The 21,647-nt window shown below is 33.4% G+C and carries 15 protein-coding genes; 13 read left to right on the top strand and 2 right to left on the bottom strand.

Features of this window, described 5'->3' with window-relative positions:
• Positions 1–657 precede the first annotated feature (657 nt).
• Positions 658–1,659: an LLM class flavin-dependent oxidoreductase gene (locus RT99_RS07300; RefSeq protein ID WP_042564043.1), complete on the bottom strand. Its 1,002-nt coding sequence runs from the start codon at positions 1,657–1,659 to the stop codon at positions 658–660.
• 185 nt (positions 1,660–1,844) lie between these two features.
• On the opposite strand from RT99_RS07300, the gene RT99_RS07295 reads away from it, so the two are divergent.
• The 4 genes from RT99_RS07295 (at position 1,845) to RT99_RS07280 (ending at position 7,105) form a co-directional block, all read left to right on the top strand.
• Complete coding sequence (locus RT99_RS07295; protein WP_042564042.1) at positions 1,845–2,360, top strand: DUF2975 domain-containing protein; 516 nt, start codon at positions 1,845–1,847, stop codon at positions 2,358–2,360.
• Between the two features lie 2 nt (positions 2,361–2,362).
• On the top strand, positions 2,363–2,569 hold the full coding sequence (locus RT99_RS07290) for a helix-turn-helix transcriptional regulator (RefSeq protein ID WP_042564041.1): 207 nt from the start codon (positions 2,363–2,365) through the stop codon (positions 2,567–2,569).
• Between the two features lie 110 nt (positions 2,570–2,679).
• On the top strand, positions 2,680–3,561 hold the full coding sequence (locus tag RT99_RS07285) for an ABC transporter ATP-binding protein (RefSeq protein WP_042564040.1): 882 nt from the start codon (positions 2,680–2,682) through the stop codon (positions 3,559–3,561).
• A gap of 4 nt (positions 3,562–3,565) precedes the next feature.
• The gene (locus tag RT99_RS07280) at positions 3,566–7,105 is read left to right on the top strand and encodes a M1 family aminopeptidase (RefSeq protein ID WP_082036931.1); all 3,540 of its coding nucleotides are present in this window, start codon (positions 3,566–3,568) and stop codon (positions 7,103–7,105) included.
• Between the two features lie 76 nt (positions 7,106–7,181).
• Here RT99_RS07280 and RT99_RS07275 read toward each other — a convergent pair whose 3' ends face one another.
• Positions 7,182–9,155 carry a sigma 54-interacting response regulator gene (locus tag RT99_RS07275; protein ID WP_042564038.1) on the bottom strand — a complete coding sequence of 658 codons (1,974 nt, stop codon included), beginning with the start codon at positions 9,153–9,155 and terminating at the stop codon, positions 7,182–7,184.
• A 205-nt stretch (positions 9,156–9,360) separates the two neighbouring features.
• Here RT99_RS07275 and RT99_RS07270 point away from each other — a divergent pair, with 205 nt between their 5' ends.
• The 9 genes from RT99_RS07270 (at position 9,361) to RT99_RS07235 (ending at position 21,507) form a co-directional block, all read left to right on the top strand.
• On the top strand, positions 9,361–11,799 hold the full coding sequence (locus RT99_RS07270) for a sensor histidine kinase (protein WP_082036928.1): 2,439 nt from the start codon (positions 9,361–9,363) through the stop codon (positions 11,797–11,799).
• A gap of 51 nt (positions 11,800–11,850) precedes the next feature.
• Positions 11,851–13,194: a sigma-54 dependent transcriptional regulator gene (locus tag RT99_RS07265; protein ID WP_042564036.1), complete on the top strand. Its 1,344-nt coding sequence runs from the start codon at positions 11,851–11,853 to the stop codon at positions 13,192–13,194.
• 339 nt (positions 13,195–13,533) lie between these two features.
• Entirely contained in the window at positions 13,534–13,815 is a 282-nt protein-coding gene (locus RT99_RS07260) for a hypothetical protein (RefSeq protein WP_042564085.1), read from the top strand.
• A 152-nt stretch (positions 13,816–13,967) separates the two neighbouring features.
• Positions 13,968–14,045, top strand: a complete 78-nt coding sequence (kdpF, locus tag RT99_RS24955) for a K(+)-transporting ATPase subunit F (RefSeq protein WP_073075461.1) — start codon at positions 13,968–13,970, stop codon at positions 14,043–14,045.
• 129 nt (positions 14,046–14,174) lie between these two features.
• Positions 14,175–15,896 (top strand): potassium-transporting ATPase subunit KdpA, encoded by a 1,722-nt coding sequence (kdpA, locus tag RT99_RS07255; RefSeq protein ID WP_042564035.1) that lies wholly within the window; start codon positions 14,175–14,177, stop codon positions 15,894–15,896.
• A gap of 209 nt (positions 15,897–16,105) precedes the next feature.
• Complete coding sequence (kdpB, locus tag RT99_RS07250; RefSeq protein WP_042564034.1) at positions 16,106–18,139, top strand: potassium-transporting ATPase subunit KdpB; 2,034 nt, start codon at positions 16,106–16,108, stop codon at positions 18,137–18,139.
• Positions 18,140–18,299: 160 nt separating this feature from the next.
• Complete coding sequence (locus RT99_RS07245) at positions 18,300–18,854, top strand: K(+)-transporting ATPase subunit C (RefSeq protein WP_042564033.1); 555 nt, start codon at positions 18,300–18,302, stop codon at positions 18,852–18,854.
• Between the two features lie 279 nt (positions 18,855–19,133).
• Complete coding sequence (locus tag RT99_RS07240) at positions 19,134–20,222, top strand: porin (RefSeq protein ID WP_042564032.1); 1,089 nt, start codon at positions 19,134–19,136, stop codon at positions 20,220–20,222.
• A 157-nt stretch (positions 20,223–20,379) separates the two neighbouring features.
• Entirely contained in the window at positions 20,380–21,507 is a 1,128-nt protein-coding gene (locus RT99_RS07235) for a universal stress protein (protein ID WP_042564031.1), read from the top strand.
• The last annotated feature ends 140 nt before the right edge of the window (positions 21,508–21,647 follow it).

Raw genomic sequence — 21,647 nt, 5'->3', positions numbered from 1 at the left:
GCGGGTGCAAAAGTAGCACCTTTATTTACATTTACAAGCCTTTTTTTTATATAATTTCAATCTTTTTTATAAAGCACTGGTTTTGCGTTTTTTACAATCCAAAGTTTTTTTTGATCGGATTGGGGTTTTCTGAATTTGTAGCGCTTTGTGTGGGTTTGGATGGGTTTGCCGCAAAGGCACTAAGGCCCGAAGATTTTTGTTTTTCTTCTTTTTATTGGGATGGAAAAGTCACAAGAGTGCGGTTTGGGCTGGTTTTTGTTTCGCGCAAAGTCGCAAAGGCGCTAAGTTTTCTTCTTTGTTCCTGAATTTTCCTCTCTTTATCCAAATGTTTTCTTGAAAATTACTGACCTAGCCCCGATAGTAACGAAAATCCTTTTGTGCCGGGGTTCGGCACAAAAGATTGTAGTGGATAGCGGGAAATAGCTCCTTCTAAAAACTAAATTCCAAATTCTTCAAACTCCAAAATTCCAATTGGGCGATACTTCGGCTTCTGTTCAGCAGGATAAACTATACATATATAATTAAAGAAGCTTCTCCTTATATATAGGTAGCAAAAAATAAACCCGACAAGTTTAAAAAATGTCGGGGTTGGGAAAGAGTAAATCTACTCTTTATATTATAGTATGTAAAATACACCTTATATATAGGTATGGATAATTAGTTTAAAGCATCAATTACTTCTTTAGTGATTTGGATGCTTTTTAGTTTTTTCTGATGATCAAAAATTGGGCTGGTTACCATTAGTTCATCAATTCTTGAATAGTCGATAAACTTTTTAAGATCTATTGCCAGTTGTTCCTTATTTCCCGTAAAAGTACATGCCGTCATTTGATTGACATGAAAACGTTCTTCTTCGCCCATGATATTATCTAAAGATGGTACAGGTGGCTGTAACCCTTTGCGATCGCCACGAATGAGATTTAGAAACATCTGATACAAACTTGTTGATAGAAATTCAGCTTCTTCATTTGTATCGGCTGCAATAATATTGACGCATGCCATTGTTTTTGGCTTATCTAAAGTGGCGGAAGCCTGGAAATTTTCACGATAAAACTCGAATGCCTGAATCATTTGACGTGGTGCAAAATGTCCTGCAAAAGCATATGGTAATCCATAAGCAGCGGCAAGAGCTGCACTTTCCATACTTGAACCTAAAATCCAGATTGGAATATTTGCGCCTTCGGCCGGAAAAGCGCGCACTTTTGCTGTAGCATTTTCGACTGAAAAATAATCCTGAAGTTTGCTTACGTTTTGAGGAAAGCGCTGTGCCTGTTCAAAAAAGTCTTTTCTAATTGCTTCGGCGGTTGGCTGATCTGTTCCTGGCGCTCTTCCTAATCCTAAATCAATTCGGTTTGGATAAAGCGTTTCTAAGGTTCCAAATTGTTCGGCTATTACTAAAGGAGAATGATTTGGCAACATGATTCCGCCCGAGCCTACACGGATATTTTGAGTTTGTCCAGCAATATATCCTATTAAAACAACTGTTGCCGTACTTGCAACGTGTGCCATATTGTGATGTTCGGCCAGCCAAAAACGCTTGTAACCTAATTTATCTGCGAGTTGGGCTATGTCTTTTGTTTTTTGAAATGTTTCTGTAGCATTGCTATCCTGTGTGATGATAGCGAGTTCTAATATGGAGATTGAAATTGGGTTTTTCATGAAAATTTTTGATTTATACAAAATTAATTCATTTATAGAGATGTCTTTTCTTTTCTAGTGTTAATAGAATTATAATGTTTTCCTGCGAAGTTAAAACGATAACAAATAAATACATTTCAATAATTAATTATTGTTTTAAGATAATTAATCATATATTTGCAACAATAAAACTAATTTAAGCGCAAATGAAAACCACTCACATTGTTTCTAAAATATTATTTTACGTTACACGATTTCTGGCTATTGTTTATTTTACATTATCAATTTATTCTTTACTTACTTTAAGTACCGGATGGTTTTTAAATTTTAAAGATGACGGAAAGTATTTCCAGATTTGTTATCCTTTTACGAATCATCCGCTAATGTTGGGCGATTACAATTTGCCCTATATTATTTTTGATTTTTTGTCGCCTTTGAGTCTTTACGGACTTTTCTTTTTACTGATTAGCAATGTCTTTAAAGTGTTTTTTCAGCCTAAATTATTTACTCAAAATGGTATTAAACACTTGAGAAGATTTTATTTGGGTAATTTATTTTTACCTGGTACCATCATATTTATTTCTTCTATTTTTGTTTCACTAGATAATGAGATCTCAATATTTATTGTATTACATTTTATGTTGGGGATATTTGCTTATTTTTTAGCTGCTATTTTTAAACAGGGATTAAATCTTCAGAACGAACAAGACTTATTTATATAATCATGCCAATAATTGTAAATGTTGATGTAATGCTTGCTAAGCGCAAGATGCAAAGTAAAGAGTTGGCTGAAAAACTAGGAATCACGCCTGCTAATTTATCGATACTTAAAACCGGAAAAGCCAAAGGAATCAGATTTGATACTCTGGAAGCTATTTGTAAAATATTAGACTGCCAGCCAGGCGATATTTTAGAATACGTAAGCGAATAAATCTTTTTAAATCTTAACTAAAAAAAATCGGCTCTTGATGTCGACAGGAATTCTATTGCCTATTTTTTTTCAAAATATTTTTTTCAATCAATCATTAAATCAATCAAAAAATGAACAGTTTATCAATCAAAAATCTCTGCAAAACGTATGAGAACGGCACACAGGCTATAAGCGACGTGTCACTGGAAATTACTAACGGAATGTTTGGCTTGTTGGGGCCAAACGGAGCCGGAAAATCGACTTTAATGCGAACCATTGCGGTTTTACAGGAACCATCTTCGGGAAGTATTACCTTTAACGGAATCAATATTCTGGAAAACCCAATGTTTATCAGAGAAAATCTGGGTTATATGCCTCAGGAATTTGGGGTTTATCCTAAGATTTCGGCTTATCGCTTATTAGATCATTTAGCGATTTTGAAAGGAATCGTGAATAAACAGGAAAGAAATCATCAGATTCTGACTTTATTACAGCAAACCAATTTATTGCAACACAAAGACAAAGCGGTTCACTCTTTTTCAGGCGGAATGCGTCAGCGATTTGGTATTGCGCAGGCTTTATTGGGAAATCCGAAGATTATTATTGTCGATGAACCAACTGCGGGACTTGATCCTGAAGAAAGAAATCGATTCAATAATCTTTTAAGTGAAATTGGCGAAAGCATTATTGTGCTTTTGTCTACTCATATTGTTGAAGATGTTCGAGATTTGTGTACCAAAATGGCAATTATTTCAAACGGAAAATTGATTTTGGAAGGAAATCCAAATGAAAAAATCGATTTATTGAAGGATAAAATCTGGATTAAAGCCATTCATAAATCTGAATTAAAGGAATATCAAACTCATTTCAATATTATATCCTCGCATTTGAATTCGGGTAAATTGAATATTCATGTTTTTTCGGATCAGCAACCAGATTCTGGTTTCAACTTAATTTCGCCTGATTTAAGTGATGTTTATTTTAGTGTTTTATCAAATCAACTTAAAAAATAACGTTATGCTTTTAAAATTAATACAATTTGAATGGCATAACAATACCAGAAACTGGAGTTTTTATGCCACATTCTTAGTTTACTTAATCCTGGGATTTTTTATGAGTGCTTTTGCGAATTTTTCGTTTTCCGGCGCTTACAAAAATAGTCCTTATGTACTTACTTATGCCATTGGCTTGATTTCTTTAACGACGATATTCTCGATAACACTTCAGGTTGCCCAGAATTTTTTAAAGGAATATGAAACCAAATTCGACTCCATTATCTTCACCACTCCTATTTCTAAGTTCAATTATCTAGGAAGTAAATTTATTGTCGCTTTTGGCATCGCCGTTATTTCTTTTGGTATGTTTATTATCGGGATGATGATTGGTCATTTGATGCCCTGGCTTTCTCAGGATGAAATTGGTCCTTTTTATATCATCAATTATTTATGGCCGTATTTGGTTTTGGTGATTCCTAATATCGTATTGTGTCTTTCTATTTTAACGACTTTGGCTTGGTTAACCAGAAGTAAACTCTTTATTTATGTTGGCGGGTTCCTGATTTACATTTTATATATCGCAGGTTCGCTTTTCTCAAACTCTCCCATTTTTGCGAATGCTTCTCCTTCGTCTGCTGCTGCGATGTCTTTTGCGGCAAAAATAGATCCGTTTGGGTTGGCAGCATTTTTAGAACAAACTAGATATTGGACTTCAATTCAAAAAAACACTAATCTTCTGGAATTATCCGGTAATTTTTTATTGAATAGAATGCTATGGATAAGTGTTTCTTTTCTATTGTTATTTCTTTCTTATAAATTGTTTTCTTTCCGAAAAACGAAAACTAAAAAGGTAAAATCATTTAAGGTTTTAAAAATTGAATCTCTTTCATTTTCTACAGAAGCACCAAAAAATATCGAATTTAGAACTTTCAAACATAATTTTCTAGTTTTAAAAAGTTATATCAAAATGGATGTTTCCCTTATTTTGAAAGGAATTCCGTTTCTATTGATAGTTATTTTATTTTCTGGATTGCTTTTAATTGAAATTTCAGATGAGATTGATGGCGGAATCAGATTGGCACAAAATATTACGAATACAGCTTTGATAATTAGCACGATTATGGATCGTTTACCTTTTATTCTAATTATCATTTTGCTATTTTATAGTAATGAATTGATAAACCGAAGTGAAACATCTCGATTTGAAATGTTGGAAAACACAACGCCTCATCAAAAAACGATAGTTTTAGTTTCTAAAATCATTTCGCTTTTTACAATTCCGCTCATCATAATTGCTTTGAGTATTTTGATTGGTTGTGGTTTTCAAATCGTTGATGCAAATGCTCCTATAGAATTTGATCTCTATTTTTCTTTATTTTACTATTTAGGTTTGCCTATTTTATTGATCTCCATTTTAATCGTTTTTATTCAGACTGTTATATCTAATAAATATTTAGGCCTTTCGGCAGCGGTTATTATTACGATTTTGATAAGTACCGGAATTGGGGAACAGTTAGGAATTTCGCATCCTTTATTTAGATTTGGAGATTCTTTTAAAAGAGAATATTTTGATTTGAATGGTTTCGGAAAATATACAATTCCATTTCATGTTTCGATGTTATACAATTCAGGATTGGCTCTGATTCTATTGATCTTAACAGGGATTTTATGGAAAAGAAATACTTCCATCCTGAAATCATTTCGAAGACATTCGCTGAATTCACTTCAGAAAACAACTTTTACTTTGGGAACTCTTCTTTTTATTGGTTTTGGAAGTTTTCTGTTTTATAAAACTAATATTGAATATCCATATTTAACTGAAGAAGATCACAACAATTGGAGCGAACAATATGAGTTAAAATTTAAAAAATATACTGATTTACCTCAACCAACGATAACTTCCGTTAAAAGTAATGTTGCTTTGTTTCCTGACGAAAATCGTTATGAAGTGTCTGGGAAATATCAATTGATTAATAATTCTGAAAAAGCAATTGATAGTTTACTCCTATATATAGATCGAAATTCAAAACTAACTTCAATCAAAATTCCGAATGCTAAAAAATTAACCGACGTTTCTCAATTCAATCATTATTGGTATCGTTTAGCAAAACCGCTTAAACCTCATCAAAAAATGGAAATTTCATTTTCATTTAAATCAGGCTGGTCGTCTTTTAAAGGTCATACTTCTTTTAATTCTATTATAGAAAATGGCTCTTTTATGCGAATAAGTCGTTATTATCCCACTTTTGGCTATCAGAATGATAATGAAATTAATAGTAAAAAAGAACGTTTAAAAAGGCATTTGAAATCTCAAACTCCGCTAAAAAAACTCGAAGACAAAACAGTCAGTCCATACAATTTTATTGATTATGATGCTGTGGTGTCTACTTCTCAAAATCAAACAGTTATTGGAATTGGAGATTTAATTGGAAAATGGTCAAAAAACAACCGCAATTATTTTCATTATAAATCAAATAGGAAGATTCCGTTTCGGTTTGCTTTTTCTTCTGCCAAATATCAAATTCAAAAAACAAATTATAAAGGAGTTACAATTGAAGTATATTATGACAAAAGACATTTTAAAAATGTTTCGAAATTAATACAAGATGTAAAAAACACTTTAGATTATTGTCAAACCAACTTTGGAAAATATCCTTATAAAACAATCCGTTATGCCGAAGTTTCTGCTTTCGCCGATGGTTTTGCAGCAACTTCATATCCTTCGACGGTTTTTATGAAAGAGAATTTTGGTTTTTACAGCGATCTTTCTCATAAAGATAAGGAAGATGTTATCAATCAATTAACGGCGCATGAACTATCGCACGAATGGTGGGGAAATGCACAAATTAGTCCGGAACAAAAAGAAGGCAGCTGGATTTTAACAGAAACATTAGCGCAATATACTGAACTGATGCTTTATGAAAAAGAACATGGTATAGAGAAAACTCTTGAAACTTTAAAAATTCATCTCGATTTGTATTTAAGCAGCCGAAGTTATGATCCTGAAACGCCTCTTTATAAAACGAATTATGACACTCCGCATTTACCTTATGATAAAGGAATGCTTGTGATGCATCAACTGCAAATGTTAATTGGAGAGAAAAAATTAAATCTTGCCTTAAAAAATTTTCTAAATCATTATAAATATCCAAATCAAATTCCTGATTCTGAAGATTTATTAAAAGAAATTTATTCGGTAACTGATCAAAAATTGCATTACAAATTAGATGAAATGTTTAAACAAATTATTACCTATTCATCAAATGTCGTTTCGGTTGAAAGCAATAAAAAGAATAATTTTTATGAAGTTTCTTTTAAAGTAAATTCTAAAAAATATTCTGAGAATGCAACCGGAAAACGAAAACTGATTAAAAATGATTCTATAATAGATATTGGTGTTTACGATGAAAATGGTAAATTGTTTTCTTATCCTTTTTTAATAAAAAATAATGTAGTTAAAGGGAAAATTAAACTCAAAACCAAACCTCAACTTATTGTTGTTGATCCGTATTTAAAAAATACAGACACCTTTATTAAGGATAACGAAAAGGAAATTAACTAAAGTTTTTTGCCACAGATTAGATCTTATTTCACCAACTAATTAGTAAAAATTTGCAAATCTGTGTCTGTTTTTTATTCTAATTCATTTCTCTTTTAATTTCTAATTTCTTGATTTTTGAATTTAATGTCGATGGATGAATATCCAGGATTTCAGCAGCTCCGCCAATTCCGGATATTTTTCCATTGCATTTTTTCAGAATATATAAAATATAATCTCGCTCATTTTCTAAAATGGTTTTGATCGAAAATGATTCGCTTGCCTGGTCTGCGTGCATTTTTGAAGATGTCGAAAGCTCAATGTCTTTAATTGTATTTCCGTCTGTTAGTAAAATAGCTCTTTGTATTACATGTTCTAATTCACGAATGTTTCCCGGCCAATTGTAATTTGTAATTTGCTGTAATGCAAAATCTGAAAGTAATGGAGATTTTCGTCCCATTTTTTCACTGTATACTTTTATAAAATGATTCGCTAATTCCGGAATATCTTCTTTTCGTTTTTTAAGCGACGGAACTATAATCGGAAAAACGTGCAGGCGATAATACAAATCCATTCTAAATCTTCCGGCAGCTACTTCTTCTTCCAAATTTTTATTGGTTGCAGCAATTATTCGAACATCTATTTTTATAGGCGAAGCTCCGCCAATTCTTTCAATTTCTCTTTCCTGCAAAACGCGTAATAATTTTACCTGAAGTTCCATTGGCATTTCTCCTATTTCATCCAGAAAAATTGTTCCACCATCGGCTAGTTCAAATTTACCAATTCGTTTATCCATCGCTCCGGTAAAAGCGCCTTTTTCATGACCAAAAAGCAACGATTCTGCCAGATTTTCTGGAATTGCACCACAATTTATAATCACCAAAGGCTTATTTTTTCTTGGAGACAATGTATGAATACTTTGAGCGATCTTCTCTTTTCCCGTTCCACTTTCTCCTAAAACTAAAACTGAAGTGTCAGATGGTGCTACTTTTCGAATGTAATCAAAAACAGTAATCATTTGAGAACTATTTCCAATAATCCCTTCAAAACCAACTGATTTATTAATTGGTTTTATTTCTTTAATAATTGCTTCTTTTTGATCTGAGTATGAATTTGTTTTGGGATACATTTTAGTAATAAACTGAACAAAAGTATTTTCAAGATTACTCAAAACTGCTATATTTTCGGGAGAATAAACATTAAAATTTCGACTGTAAAAAGTAAAATGAAATTTTTGAATTCCTATAATTGAAAGAGGAAAAACCAAATAAGATTTAATTCCAAAATTATGCGATATCAAACCTTTTATAGGCGCAACCTGAAAATTATTGATTAAAGATTCTTCGCTATAAACAACAGGATTTAAATCTATTTTTGATTTTTTATAAGTCTCGTCTAATTCTTTTATAGAAATATCGGCAATTTTTGAAAATTTTTCGGGATTAATAATCTGGTAATCATCTATATTTTTGCGCATGACACCAAGATTTGCATAATGCGTTGTATTTAAAAAACCAACTTCTAAATAATCAAAAGAGATAAAAGTTTGCACCACTTTTGCAAATGCCAACAAAGCATCTTCCCATTTAAGATTTGATTTTATAATTTCTGCAATATTATTCTGCAACTGAAACTGCTGCATTAATTGCGATTCTAAACTATATTCCTGACGATAAAAAGCAATTTCCAGCGTTGTTAAAACGTCCTGCTCGCGAAATGGTTTTACAATAAAACCGTAAGGCTGGGTAATTTTGGCCTGATCTAAAATACTTTTGCTTGAATTTGCAGATATATAAATGAAACCAATATGGTTTTCCTTTAAAATTTGAGCCAGTTCAATTCCGTTTCTGCTTCCCTTCAACATAATATCTACAAAAACCAAATCTGGTTTTTCCGTTTGAATTTGTTCCAAAGCCTGATCAACAGAACGCGAAATTCCGATTACTTCGTAATTTGCTTTTTCGAGAATTAACTGCAAATCATGAGCCTCAATAAATTGATCTTCAACAATTAAAATTCGCTTTTTAAGAGTAGGTTGAGATGAATTATTGGGAAACTCAGAAACCGTTTTCATAATTGTGGCATTTTTAGTATTATAAAGCTGTAATTTATTGGTATAAAATTAGTTAATTATTGCAAGTAAAATAACATTTTTACCAAATATAAATCATCAAAAACAACTTTAATGTGAATTTTCTTCATATTTTTTCACAAGACCACATATCTTTTATTTTATATTTGTTTCCGAAAACTTCCAAAAAACTAATTCTCACCAAATTATGAAGCAATTCTATTCTCTCTGTTTTTTATTCTTCATTATTCTTCCATCTTTGGGACAAAATTCACCTTCAGTTGCTAAATATGATCTAAAGAAAAAAAGATTGCTCATTCAGGCCAGCTCAATGTATTTGTATAATTCAAATCAAGGTGCAATAGATGCAGACAGCGCCGTTGTTTTGGCTTGTAAAGCTTATAAATTACCTGTTTCATTAGCTTATGATGAAGGATTTAATGACGGCTCTTACCTGATTGGAAATGATTTAATTGAAAAGGGAAATGTTAATTCAGTTAAAAAATTACTTCTAAAATCAAAAAATGAAGACCGAATTAAATTATTACTTCAACTAGGAAATTTTTATCTTTTTAAACCTGGTACAAAACCAGAAGATTTACAAAACGCATTCTCATATATAAAAGAAGCATTTGATTTGAGTAATCAACTTAAAATAAAAAAATGGCAACATCAAAGTTTACTCTTATTAGGTAAATATTATTTTCAGGCTAATAATCAGGCTGAAGGGAAAAAATGTTTTCTTCAGGTTATTACTGAATGCCGAAAACAAAATGATAAACCTAGTCTAGCTAACGCTTTAGATGCTTATGGAACTCTTTTATCCAACTTAGATCCTGAAAAAGAAAAAATTCTGCAAGAAGCTGTTTTGCTTTATGCTTCTTTAGGATTAGAAGAAAAAAGGATCGAAAATTACATGAAGATTACGACTATTTATTTTTGGACTGGGAGAATCAATGAAGCGAAAAAAAGATTTTACCAAAATTTGATTGATTTGCGAAAAATTAATTTTACGCATCAGCAATTTGCAGAAACAACAATTGTTTTTATTGAACTAAATCAGCGTAACATTCCAAGTGCACTCTACTATGCATTAAAAAGTGTTAAAAGAATGGAAGCTGAAAAGGACTATACTTTTGGGGACATCTTTTATACTCGTTTGGGTGATGTATACCACATGTACGGACATAATGAGGAAGCGCTTGAACTATATCAAAAAAGCATTAAAATTGGGCAACGAACCCTAAATAGCGGAACTTGGTACAAAAGTTTTTTAGGTGCCGTGGCCGCTTTGTCTCTAAAGAAAAACAATGAAGCTCTTTCTTATCTTAATACAGTAACTACTGATTATCCTCCTCAAAGTATTTTTGATAAAATGCTGGTAGCTTTTACGAAAGCTAATTGTTACGCTACTTTAAAAAAGTATGATCTGGCAGAAAAATATTTTATCGAAATGGATTTTTATGCTAAACAATTAAAGACACCCGAAACCTTTAGAGAAGTTATTCATGGTTATGCCACGATGTCTTATTTTTACTCATTTACAAATAACGCACAAAAAGCCAAACTTTATGCCAATAAGGTTTTTATGCTCTCTAAAACCAGCAATAAACATTACAACTCAGAAATTTTTCAATATTCATTATATAAAATTGATTCCATTAACGGCAATTATCTTGGTGCTTTAGAACATTACAGAAATGTAAAAAAACTAAGTGATTCTACACATGGTGTTTCTAAAACCAAGCAAATTGATGAGCTCAAAATTGAATATGAAACTAAAAATAAAGAGCAAAAAATTGCACTTCTAAACGATCAGTCGAAACTGCAAAAAAGCGAATTGCAAAAATCTAAACTTTTAAATAGTGTCTCGATCTGGAGCCTGATTTTATTACTTATTACAATTGGACTATTGTACAACAGATACCGATTAAAACAACGAAATCACGCCAAACTAGAACTTAAAGAAAAAGAAATCAATCAGAAAAATATAAATCTTAGACATTTATTGGATGAAAAAGAATGGCTTTTGAAAGAAATTCATCATCGTGTAAAAAATAATCTTCAAACGGTTATCAGTCTTTTAAATTCACAATCGGCATATTTGGATAATGATATGGCTTTGTCTGCAATAAAAAATAGTCAGCACAGAATTCATTCGATGTCATTGATTCATCAAAAATTATATAATTCTGAGAATATTTCGACAATTAACATGCCTAATTATATTAGAGAACTTGTCGAATATCTTAAAGAATCTTTTTCGCTTGGGCAAAAAATCAGATTTGAATTAAAAATAGATCAGCTGGAATTAGATGTAGCACAAGCCGTTCCGCTTGGACTTATTTTAAATGAAGCCATTACCAATTCTATTAAATATGCGTTTCCGGATGAACGAAACGGGATGATTTATGTAACGCTTGAAGCAACAACTGAGAATCATTATTTACTAACAATTTCGGATAACGGAATTGGAATTGATACTGATTTTAGTGCTAAAAAGCTAAACTCGTTTGGAATGAGTCTGATAAAAGGTTTAAGTGACGATTTAGAAGCCAAATTTTCGATGGAAAACAATAACGGAACTATTTTGAAAATTGAATTTTCACAAGAATTTCCAATGAATCAAAAAAGAAAAGTAATTTAAAACCTAAATTTGTAATGTTAAAATGAATTTCGATTTTAACCTTTTCCTCAAATGATACACAAAATTTTAATTATAGACGACGAAGAAAAACTTAGAAGTCTATTGGCACGCATTATAAAATCGGAAGGATTTGAAGTTATTGAAGCCAAAGATTTAAAATCAGGTTTTAAAAAATTGGAACAAACAGATATTGATGTTGTTTTGTGTGATGTAAAATTACCGGATGGAAACGGCGTTGATTTTCTTCAAAACATAAAAGGAAGTTTTCCTTTGGTCGAAGTTATTTTACTTACCGCTTTTGGGAATATTCCTGATGGTGTTCAGGCCATGAAAAACGGTGCTTTTGATTATATCGTAAAAGGCGATGACAACGACAAAATTATTCCGCTTCTTTATAAAGCTGTAGAAAAAGTACAATTACAGAAAAAAGTAAAACAACTCGAAAAACGTATTGGTGATAAATATTCGTTTAATACTATTATAGGAAAATCAAAAGGAATTGAACAGGTTATTGATTTGGCAAAAAAAGTCGCCAAAACCGATTCGACTGTTTTACTAACGGGTGAAACCGGAACGGGAAAAGAAGTTTTTGCACAAGCAATTCATGAAAATAGTAATCGTGTCGGTAAATCTTTTGTGGCCTTAAACTGTAGTACTTTTAGCAAAGAAATTCTTGAAAGCGAACTTTTTGGACACAAACAAGGAGCTTTTACAGGAGCTTTAAAAGATAAAAAGGGTTTTATTGAAGAAGCCAATGGTGGAACTTTATTTCTCGACGAAATTGGAGAAATGCCAATTGAACTGCAGGCCAAATTATTACGTGTTCTGGAAACCAGCGAATACATACCGATTGGTGATACAACTCCAAAAAAATCTAATTTCAGATTAATTGCCGCAACAAACCGGGATTTAAAAACAGAAAGTGATGAACACCGTTTTCGTTCTGACTTGTATTTTCGATTGAATATTTTCGAAATAAAACTGCCGCCATTACGCGAAAGAATTAAAGATATTGCTGCGATAACGAATTATTTCGTCAAACAATTTTCTGAAAAAACGAATAAAAAAACATTAAACATTTCAGATGATTTTCTTCAAAAATTAGAAAATTATTCCTGGCCGGGAAATATTCGGGAACTTAAAAATGTGATTGAAAGATCTGTTATTCTGAATAATGGAGACACTCTAACTTCAGATGTTTTACCTTATGAAATGCAGCATCAACCTGAAAAACCTACAAAATCAATGTCGGCATTTTCGATGCAAAGCGTTGAGAAATTACATATTCAGAAAGTTTTAAATTATACAAAAGGTAATAAAGCAGAAACGGCAAGATTACTGGAAATTGGAATTGCGACTTTGTATCGAAAATTAGAAGAATATAGTATTCAATAAAAAAATAAAATTCCAATCCCCATAGTTGTCTGGACAAATTCCAAATTCCATTTAAAAGCTCCAGCGGAGCGATATATCTGGGTTGCTAAATATGTCACCCCGATGGGGTTCTAACAACAAATCTATGTTTTTCTATAAATATGGCGTTCCTCCGGAACTCAAATTTTAAAATTAAAATCCTTATCATTTCAATAAAAGCTTATCATTTTGATAGGCTTTTTTTATGCCTGTTTTTTGGCACAAAACCACATTCCATTTATTTACAACACTTTATCTACAACTTTACTTTTTCGGAACATATTTTGGCATAAGGAGGAAGAACAAAAAAATTCATTCAAAATGAAAAATCAAGTCACCTCAATCTACAAACAAGCCGAACGCTTTGCTGAAATTACTAAAAAATCTATTATTTCCGGAAATATTGTGAGAGCCAAAAAATGTCTGGCACTTGCTGAACGGTTATTTATTACAGGAAGTTTTGAAACCAAAAATGCGATTTCAAATGTCTACATTTTCTCCGTCTCCTCTTTTATGGAAATGCGTCACTGCAATATTTCTCATCTTTTTCCTCAAACGCTTAAAGCGGAATATATCAAGCAGGTTAATACTTCTGGCGTATAAAAAAGTTTAATCGGTTAATTGTTTAATCGAATGACAATCTAAAATCTGAACTCTAAAATAATCTTATGATCACTTTTCTTTTACTCGCATTGGCAGTTTTACTATTTGCCATTTGTTTTAAATCTGTAGAATTCTTTGAAAAAATCTAAATCATGACAGCACTATTTATTGTTTCCATCGCCGTTTTTGGTTATTTGGTTTATGTACTAATCAAACCAGAAAAATTCTAAAAAATGAAAAAGTCACAATCCCCAAAAAAGCTGCTACTATATGTATTTGCGGCCTGGACATTAGCTTTTGTAACACTTATTATGTTTTTATAAAAGTCTAAAATTTATTTAATTTCTAACAAACAAAATATGAACACAGAATTATTTGGCCTCATTAGTATTTTTATCATTTCGATAGTTTTAGCGATTCCCGTGGGAAAATATATTGCTAAGGTTTATTTGGGAGATAAAACTTTTCTTGACCCGATTTTCAATCCAATTGAAAAATTTATTTTTAAAATTAGTGGAATTAATTCCACAGAAGAAATGAACTGGAAAGAACATTTAAAAGCACTTTTAAGTGTAAATATGGTTTGGTTCTTTCTTTGCTTTTTTGTTTTACTTTTTCAGGGATCGTTATTTTTAAATCCTGATAATAATCCATCTATGACACCGGATTTAGCATTTAACACTGCTATTTCATTCGTTGTAAACTGTAATTTACAGCATTATTCAGGCGAAACCGGACTTTCATATTTGTCACAAATGGTTTTAATGTTCCTGCAATTTGTTTCTGCAGGTGTAGGAATGGCCGCTGCAGCAATGGTTTTCACTGCAATGCGAGAAAAAACAACCGACAAATTGGGTAATTTTTACAATTATTTCATCAAAAGCTGTACTCGCATTTTATTACCACTTTCTGCGATTGTAGCAGTTGTTCTATTATTTAGCGGAACTCCTATGACTTTTGAAGGCAAAGATGCAATTACCACTTTACAAGGAGACAATGTTGAAGTTTCCCGAGGACCTGCAGCAGCGTTTATTGCTATTAAACATATAGGTACAAACGGAGGAGGTTTTTTTGGAGCCAATTCAGCACATCCTTTAGAAAACCCAACTTATTTAACGAATGCAGTTGAACTTTGGGCACAATTAATTATTCCGTTTGCAATGATTTTTGCGCTTGGTTTTTTCCTTAACAAGAGAAAATTATCCTATATCATTTTTGGTGTAATGACGGTTGGTTTTTTACTATTGGTAATTCCAACAGTTATGACCGAACTTAACGGAAATCCGGCTATCGAAAAAATGGGAATCGCCCAAACAACCGGAGCGATGGAAGGAAAAGAAGTTCGTTTTGGTCCGGCTATTTCAGGCTTCTGGAGTATTGCCACAACGGTAATTTCTACAGGTTCTGTAAACAGTATGCACGATAGTTCAATGCCGCTTTCAGGAGCTATGCAGTTGTTAGCCATGATGGTTAATGCCTTTTACGGAGGCTGTGGCGTTGGTTATTTAAACTTCTACATTTTTATCATTTTGGCTGTATTTATTTCCGGTTTAATGGTTGGTCGAACTCCTGAATTTTTAGGAAAGAAAATCGAAGCACGGGAAGTTAAAATTGCTGCTTTTATTGCGATTCTTCATCCACTTTTAATATTAGCAGGAACAGCTTTGGCTTCTTATTTTACTGCACATGACACAGCAATGGGGTATTGGTTTAGCGGAAACGCTACAGGCTGGTTAAACAATCCGGGAAATCACGGATTCTCAGAAATGTTATATGAATATACTTCTAGTGCTGCTAACAATGGTTCTGGTTTTGAAGGTTTGGGAGATAATAATCCGTTTTGGAATATCACTACGGGAATTGTTTTACTATTAAGCCGTTTCATTCCTATAATAGGTCCATTGGCAATTGCAGGATTATTGGCTAATAAAAAATACATTCCTGAAAGTGCGGGAACATTAAAAACTGATACTACCATTTTTGGAGTTATGGTTTTTGCCGTAATCGCAATTATAGCTGCTTTATCATTCTTCCCGGCTTTGGCTTTAGGTCCATTGGCAGAATATTTTACACTAAAATAAAAATGCAGCAAATATTTTTAAACACATAAAACATAAACGCAAAATATTTCAAACATAGCCCGTGGTTTCAACCACGGGAAACGAATTCCGGGAACAAAGATTCTGACATACGTTGCGTCCCAGCGGTTGAAACCGCTGGCTATGCTCTATAATCTATGTGTTTTTAGTGCATAACATTTAACAAATAACATTTAACTTTTTACAAGAAAATGACAACTAATAAATCCGCATCATTGTTTGAAAGCAAACAGGTAAAAGAAGCCTTAGCGCAGTCTTTTGTGAAGCTTAATCCAAAATTGATGATCAAAAATCCGGTAATGTTTACCGTAGAAATAGGAACTGCTATTATGTTTGCCGTTTGTATTTCCATTTTAATGGGCGCGACAGACCAAGGCAGTTTCACTTATAATTTAATTGTGTTTTTAATTTTATTAGCAACGCTTTTGTTTGCCAACTTTGCCGAAGCAATTGCCGAAGCCAGAGGAAAAGCACAAGCAGATAGTTTAAGAAAAACACGTGAAGAAACTCCGGCAAGACAAATTTTACCTAACGGCGAAATCAAAAACATCAGTTCTTCTGAATTGAAAAAAGGAGATATTTTCGTTTGTGAATCTGGCGATTTAATTGCAACTGACGGAGAAATTATCGAAGGATTGGCAACCATTGACGAAAGTGCTATTACCGGAGAAAGTGCTCCTGTTATTCGGGAAGCTGGTGGTGATAAATCTTCCGTTACCGGAGGAACAAAAGTGTTATCTGATAAAATTAAAGTAATCGTAACATCAGAACCAGGCGAAAGCTTTCTGGATAAAATGATTGCTTTGGTTGAAGGTGCAAGCCGCCAAAAAACACCAAACGAAATTGCCCTGACTATTTTATTGGCAGCATTTACCTTAATCTTCGTGATTGTTTGTGTTACGTTAAAACCATTTGCAGATTATGCTAATGCGCCAATTACAATCGCTGCATTTATTGCCTTATTCGTCTGTTTGATTCCAACTACAATTGGCGGTTTACTTTCTGCAATTGGTATTGCGGGAATGGACAGAGCGTTGCGTGCCAACGTAATTACAAAATCAGGAAAAGCGGTTGAAACTGCCGGAGATATTGATGTATTGCTTTTGGATAAAACCGGAACAATCACTATTGGAAACAGAAAAGCAACCAATTTTTATCCTGCAAATGGAGTTACTGAAGAAGATTTTATAAAATCTGCCGTGTTAAGCTCACTAGCAGATGACACTCCGGAAGGGAAAAGTATCGTGGAACTGGCAGGAGCCGAAACTGCCAATAAATTATCAATTGAAGGTGCTACTTTAATAAAATTTACTGCAGAAACCAGAACTTCCGGAGTTATTTTAAAAGACGGAACCAATATTAGAAAAGGTGCTCAGGATGCTGCAAAAAATATTGCTAAACAAGCCGGAAATGCATTTCCCGAAGATACCGCTCAAAAAGTAATTGATATTTCTACAAACGGAGGAACGCCGTTGGTTGTCATTAAAAACAATCAGGTTCAGGGTGTTATCGAATTGCAGGATATTATTAAAACCGGAATGAAAGAACGTTTTGACCGATTGAGAAAAATGGGTGTAAAAACAGTTATGGTTACGGGAGATAACCCGCTTACGGCTAAGTTTATTGCAGAAGCTGCCGGTGTTGATGATTTTATTGCCGAAGCAAAACCTGAGGATAAAATGAACTACATCAAAAACGAGCAAAACCTTGGTAAACTTGTTGCCATGATGGGTGACGGAACCAACGATGCTCCTGCCCTTGCGCAAGCCAATGTGGGTGTTGCCATGAACAGCGGAACCCAGGCTGCAAAAGAAGCCGGAAACATGGTCGATCTTGACAATGATCCAACAAAATTGATTGAAATTATTGAAATTGGAAAACAGCTTTTAATGACTCGCGGAACGCTTACTACTTTCTCGATTGCGAATGACGTTGCGAAATATTTTGCTATTGTTCCGGCACTTTTTATAACTGCAATTCCAGCTTTGCAAGGTTTGAATATTATGCATTTGCATAGTCCGGAAAGTGCGATTTTATCAGCGGTAATTTTCAATGCGATTATCATTCCGATTTTGATTCCGCTTGCGTTGAGAGGTGTTGATTATAAGCCAATCGGAGCAAGTGCAATCCTTAAAAGAAACCTGTTGATTTATGGTTTAGGTGGTTTAATCGTCCCTTTTATCGGAATTAAATTAATTGATTTACTGGTAGCTGTATTTATTTAAGGTTCTGAGATGCTAAGACTCTAAGATGCTAAGGTTTCCTATTGGAGTCAAAAATCCTGAACCTTCAAAAACTCAAATTAAAAACACGGACTTTGATTGCTAATCTTCGAAGAAAAAAAACTTAGAACCTTAGCAACTTAGTCCCTTAGAATCTCAAAAAATGAAAACTATATTCTCACTATTAAAATTCACCTTGATTACTGTAATTCTGTTTGCAGTTATTTATCCTCTTGCAATTTACGGAATTGCACAATTTGCTCCGAATCAGGGAAAAGGAGAAACTATTTCGGTTAACGGAAAAGTGGTTGGTTACCAAAAAATTGGTCAGAAATTCGATAAGTCAAATTATTTCTGGGGAAGACCTTCGGCTGTGGATTACAATGCTGCAGGAAGCGCCGGAAGCAACAAAGGACCAAGCAATGCCGATTATCTGGCTTTGGTTCAAAAAAGAATCGATACGTTTTTAATTGTTCATCCTTATTTGAAAAAATCGGAGATTCCATCAGATATGGTTACGGCTTCTGGAAGCGGATTGGATCCGAATATTTCTCCAGCAGGCGCTTTGATTCAGGTGAAACGTGTTGCTAAAGAACGAAAATTATCTGAAGAAAAAGTAAAAGCTTTGGTTGAAGCGAATATTAATACTCCAAAAGTTATGGGAACTCCAACGGTTAATGTTTTGGAATTGAATGTTGCTTTGGACGGATTGAAGTAATACGTTTTTAAACCCGACAGGTTTTAAAAACCTGTCGGATTTGACAAAGCGTTAGAAAATAAATACCTACAAGGTTTTAAAAACCTTGCAGGAGAATAAAACACCTTTTTACCCCAAAAGCCCTAGCCCCGATAGTAGTGGAAATCCTTTTGTGCGGGGGTTCCGCACAAAAGATTGAAACGGATAGCGGGAAACAGCTCCTTAAAAACCTACTAATAAATACTTACACGGTTTTAAAAACCTTACAGGAAAAACAAACACTCTTTTACCCCAATAAAAATGAAAAAAATAATACTTACAGCTTTAATCGCATTCGGTTTTAGCAATTTACAAGCACAAGAAGAATCAAAAAGTCCGTTTACGTTTTCAGGATATGTAGACGTTTATTATAGCTATGATTTCGCAAAACCGGAAGATCATACTCGTCCGGGATTTTTTTACAGTTATAACCGAAGCAATGAAGTGAACCTGAATTTAGGTTTGGCAAAGGTGAATTATTCAAAAGATAATATTCGCGGGAACTTTGCTTTAATGGCGGGAACTTACGCCCAATATAATATGTCTGCAGAACAGGATTTATTGAAAAATGTTTATGAAGCTAATGTTGGTGTGAAGATTTCGCAAAGTCATAATTTATGGATTGATGCGGGAATTATGCCTTCTCACATTGGTTTTGAAAGTGCGATTGGAAAAGATTGCCAAACTTTAACCCGAAGTATTCTGGCTGAAAACTCTCCGTATTATGAAGCGGGAGTAAAAATTGGCTACACATCAGAATCTGGTGCGTGGTATTTGGCCGGAATGTATTTGAACGGCTGGCAGCGAATTCAGAAAATTGACGGGAATCAAACGCCTGCTTTTGGAACGCAAATTACTTATAAACCAACGGATAAAGTGGTTTTGAACTGGAGTACGTATGTTGGAAATGAACAACCTGATATTGACAAAAAATGGCGTTATTTCAACAATTTTTACGGGCAATTTAAGGTAACAGATAAAACAAATATTACGGCTGGTGTTGATATTGGTTCGCAACAATCGGCTAAGAATAGTGACAAATATGATACTTGGTTTTCACCGGTTTTGATTTTGCAATATAAACCAACGGATAAAATTCAATTAGCAGCGCGAGGTGAATATTATAGTGATGAAAAAGGTGTTATTATCCCGATAGCTATCGGGACGGAAACGCCAAACGGATTTAAAACTTACGGATTTTCGGCTAACTTTGATTACTTAGTTACTGATAATGTAATGTTTAGAATCGAAGCAAGAAATCTTTCCAGCAAAGATGAAATCTTCACAAAAAATAACGTTCCAACGGATACAAATACGTTTGTAACGACTTCGTTGGCGATTAGTTTCTAAACATTAAAATTGATTTTTTTTACCATTAAGATATTACGAAAGTTAAGCTTTGCCTTAATGAACCTATATTGAGAAAATTAAGCTTTGCCTTTATTGACTTAATATCTTAATGGTAAAATAAAAAACTTTGTGACTTAGCGCCTTCGTGGCAAAAAACATGAAAGAAGAAAAAGAAAATAACGCACAGCACTTTCTGGATTTAATTCAGAAATCACGAAAAGGAAAGTTTAAAGTCTACATTGGTATGAGCGCCGGTGTGGGGAAAACTTTTCGTATGCTGCAGGAAGCGCATTCGCTGTTGAAAAACGGAATTGACGTAAAAATTGGTTACATCGAAACGCATATGCGAAAAGAAACGCATGAACTTTTATCTGGTTTGCCCGTGATTCCGCGGCGAACCATTTTCTATAAAGGAAAACAGCTTGAAGAACTTGATGTGCAGGCAATAATTAACTTAAGACCCGAAGTTGTTATTGTCGATGAATTGGCGCACACAAATATTGAAGGAAGCAAAAATGAAAAACGCTGGCAGGATGTTTTGGAGATTCTGGAAGCGGGAATTAATGTGATTTCGGCTGTGAATATTCAGCATATTGAGAGTTTGAATGAGGATGTAAAACGTATTACAGGAATTGACGTTCAGGAGCGGATTCCGGATAATGTTTTGCGTTTGGCTGATGAAGTTGTCAATATCGATTTAACTTCAGAAGATTTGATTGCGCGTTTGAAGGAAGGAAAAATTTATACGGCTGATAAAATTCAGACAGCTTTAACCAACTTTTTCAAATCGGAACAAATTCTGCAATTGCGTGAATTGGCTTTGAAAGAAGTTGCAAGTCAGGTCGTTAGAAAAGTCGAAAACGAAGTACCTCAACTGCACGCTTTAAAACACGAAAAATTGTTGGCATGCATTAGCAGTAACGATAAAACAGCAAAAATTGTTATTAGAAAAGCGGCGCGTTTGGCCAGTTATTACAACGGATCCTGGTATGTTTTGTATGTTGAAACTCCGCAGGAAAGCAGCACCAAAATCGCATTAGACAAACAACGCCATTTGATTAATAATTTTAAACTCGCGGTACAATTAGGTGCAGAAGTCATTAAATTGGAACACAAAAATATTGCCGATGCAATTGTAATTGCGGTAGAAGAAAAACAAATTACAACTGTCTGCATCGGAAAACCACATTTGAATTTATTTAAAGTAATTTTGTCTACAACAATTTTCAGGCGTTTGTTAAATCGGCTTTCATTATCAAATGTTGACCTGGTTATTTTATCGTAAAAAATTTCTAAACCATATAAGTTATATAAGTTCATTTAAATTAGGGTGTGTGAAAATTAACCGCAAAGTTCGCTGAATTTTTTTGCTCGCAAAGTCGCAGAGATGCAAATTTTTGTCTTCTTTACTTAATTATGCATCTT

It is taken from the genome of Flavobacterium sp. MEB061, from assembly GCF_000834715.1.
GTDB lineage: Bacteria > Bacteroidota > Bacteroidia > Flavobacteriales > Flavobacteriaceae > Flavobacterium > Flavobacterium pectinovorum.
Note: the sequence above shows the minus strand (reverse complement) of the source record. Positions and strands in the feature narration are given on the sequence as shown.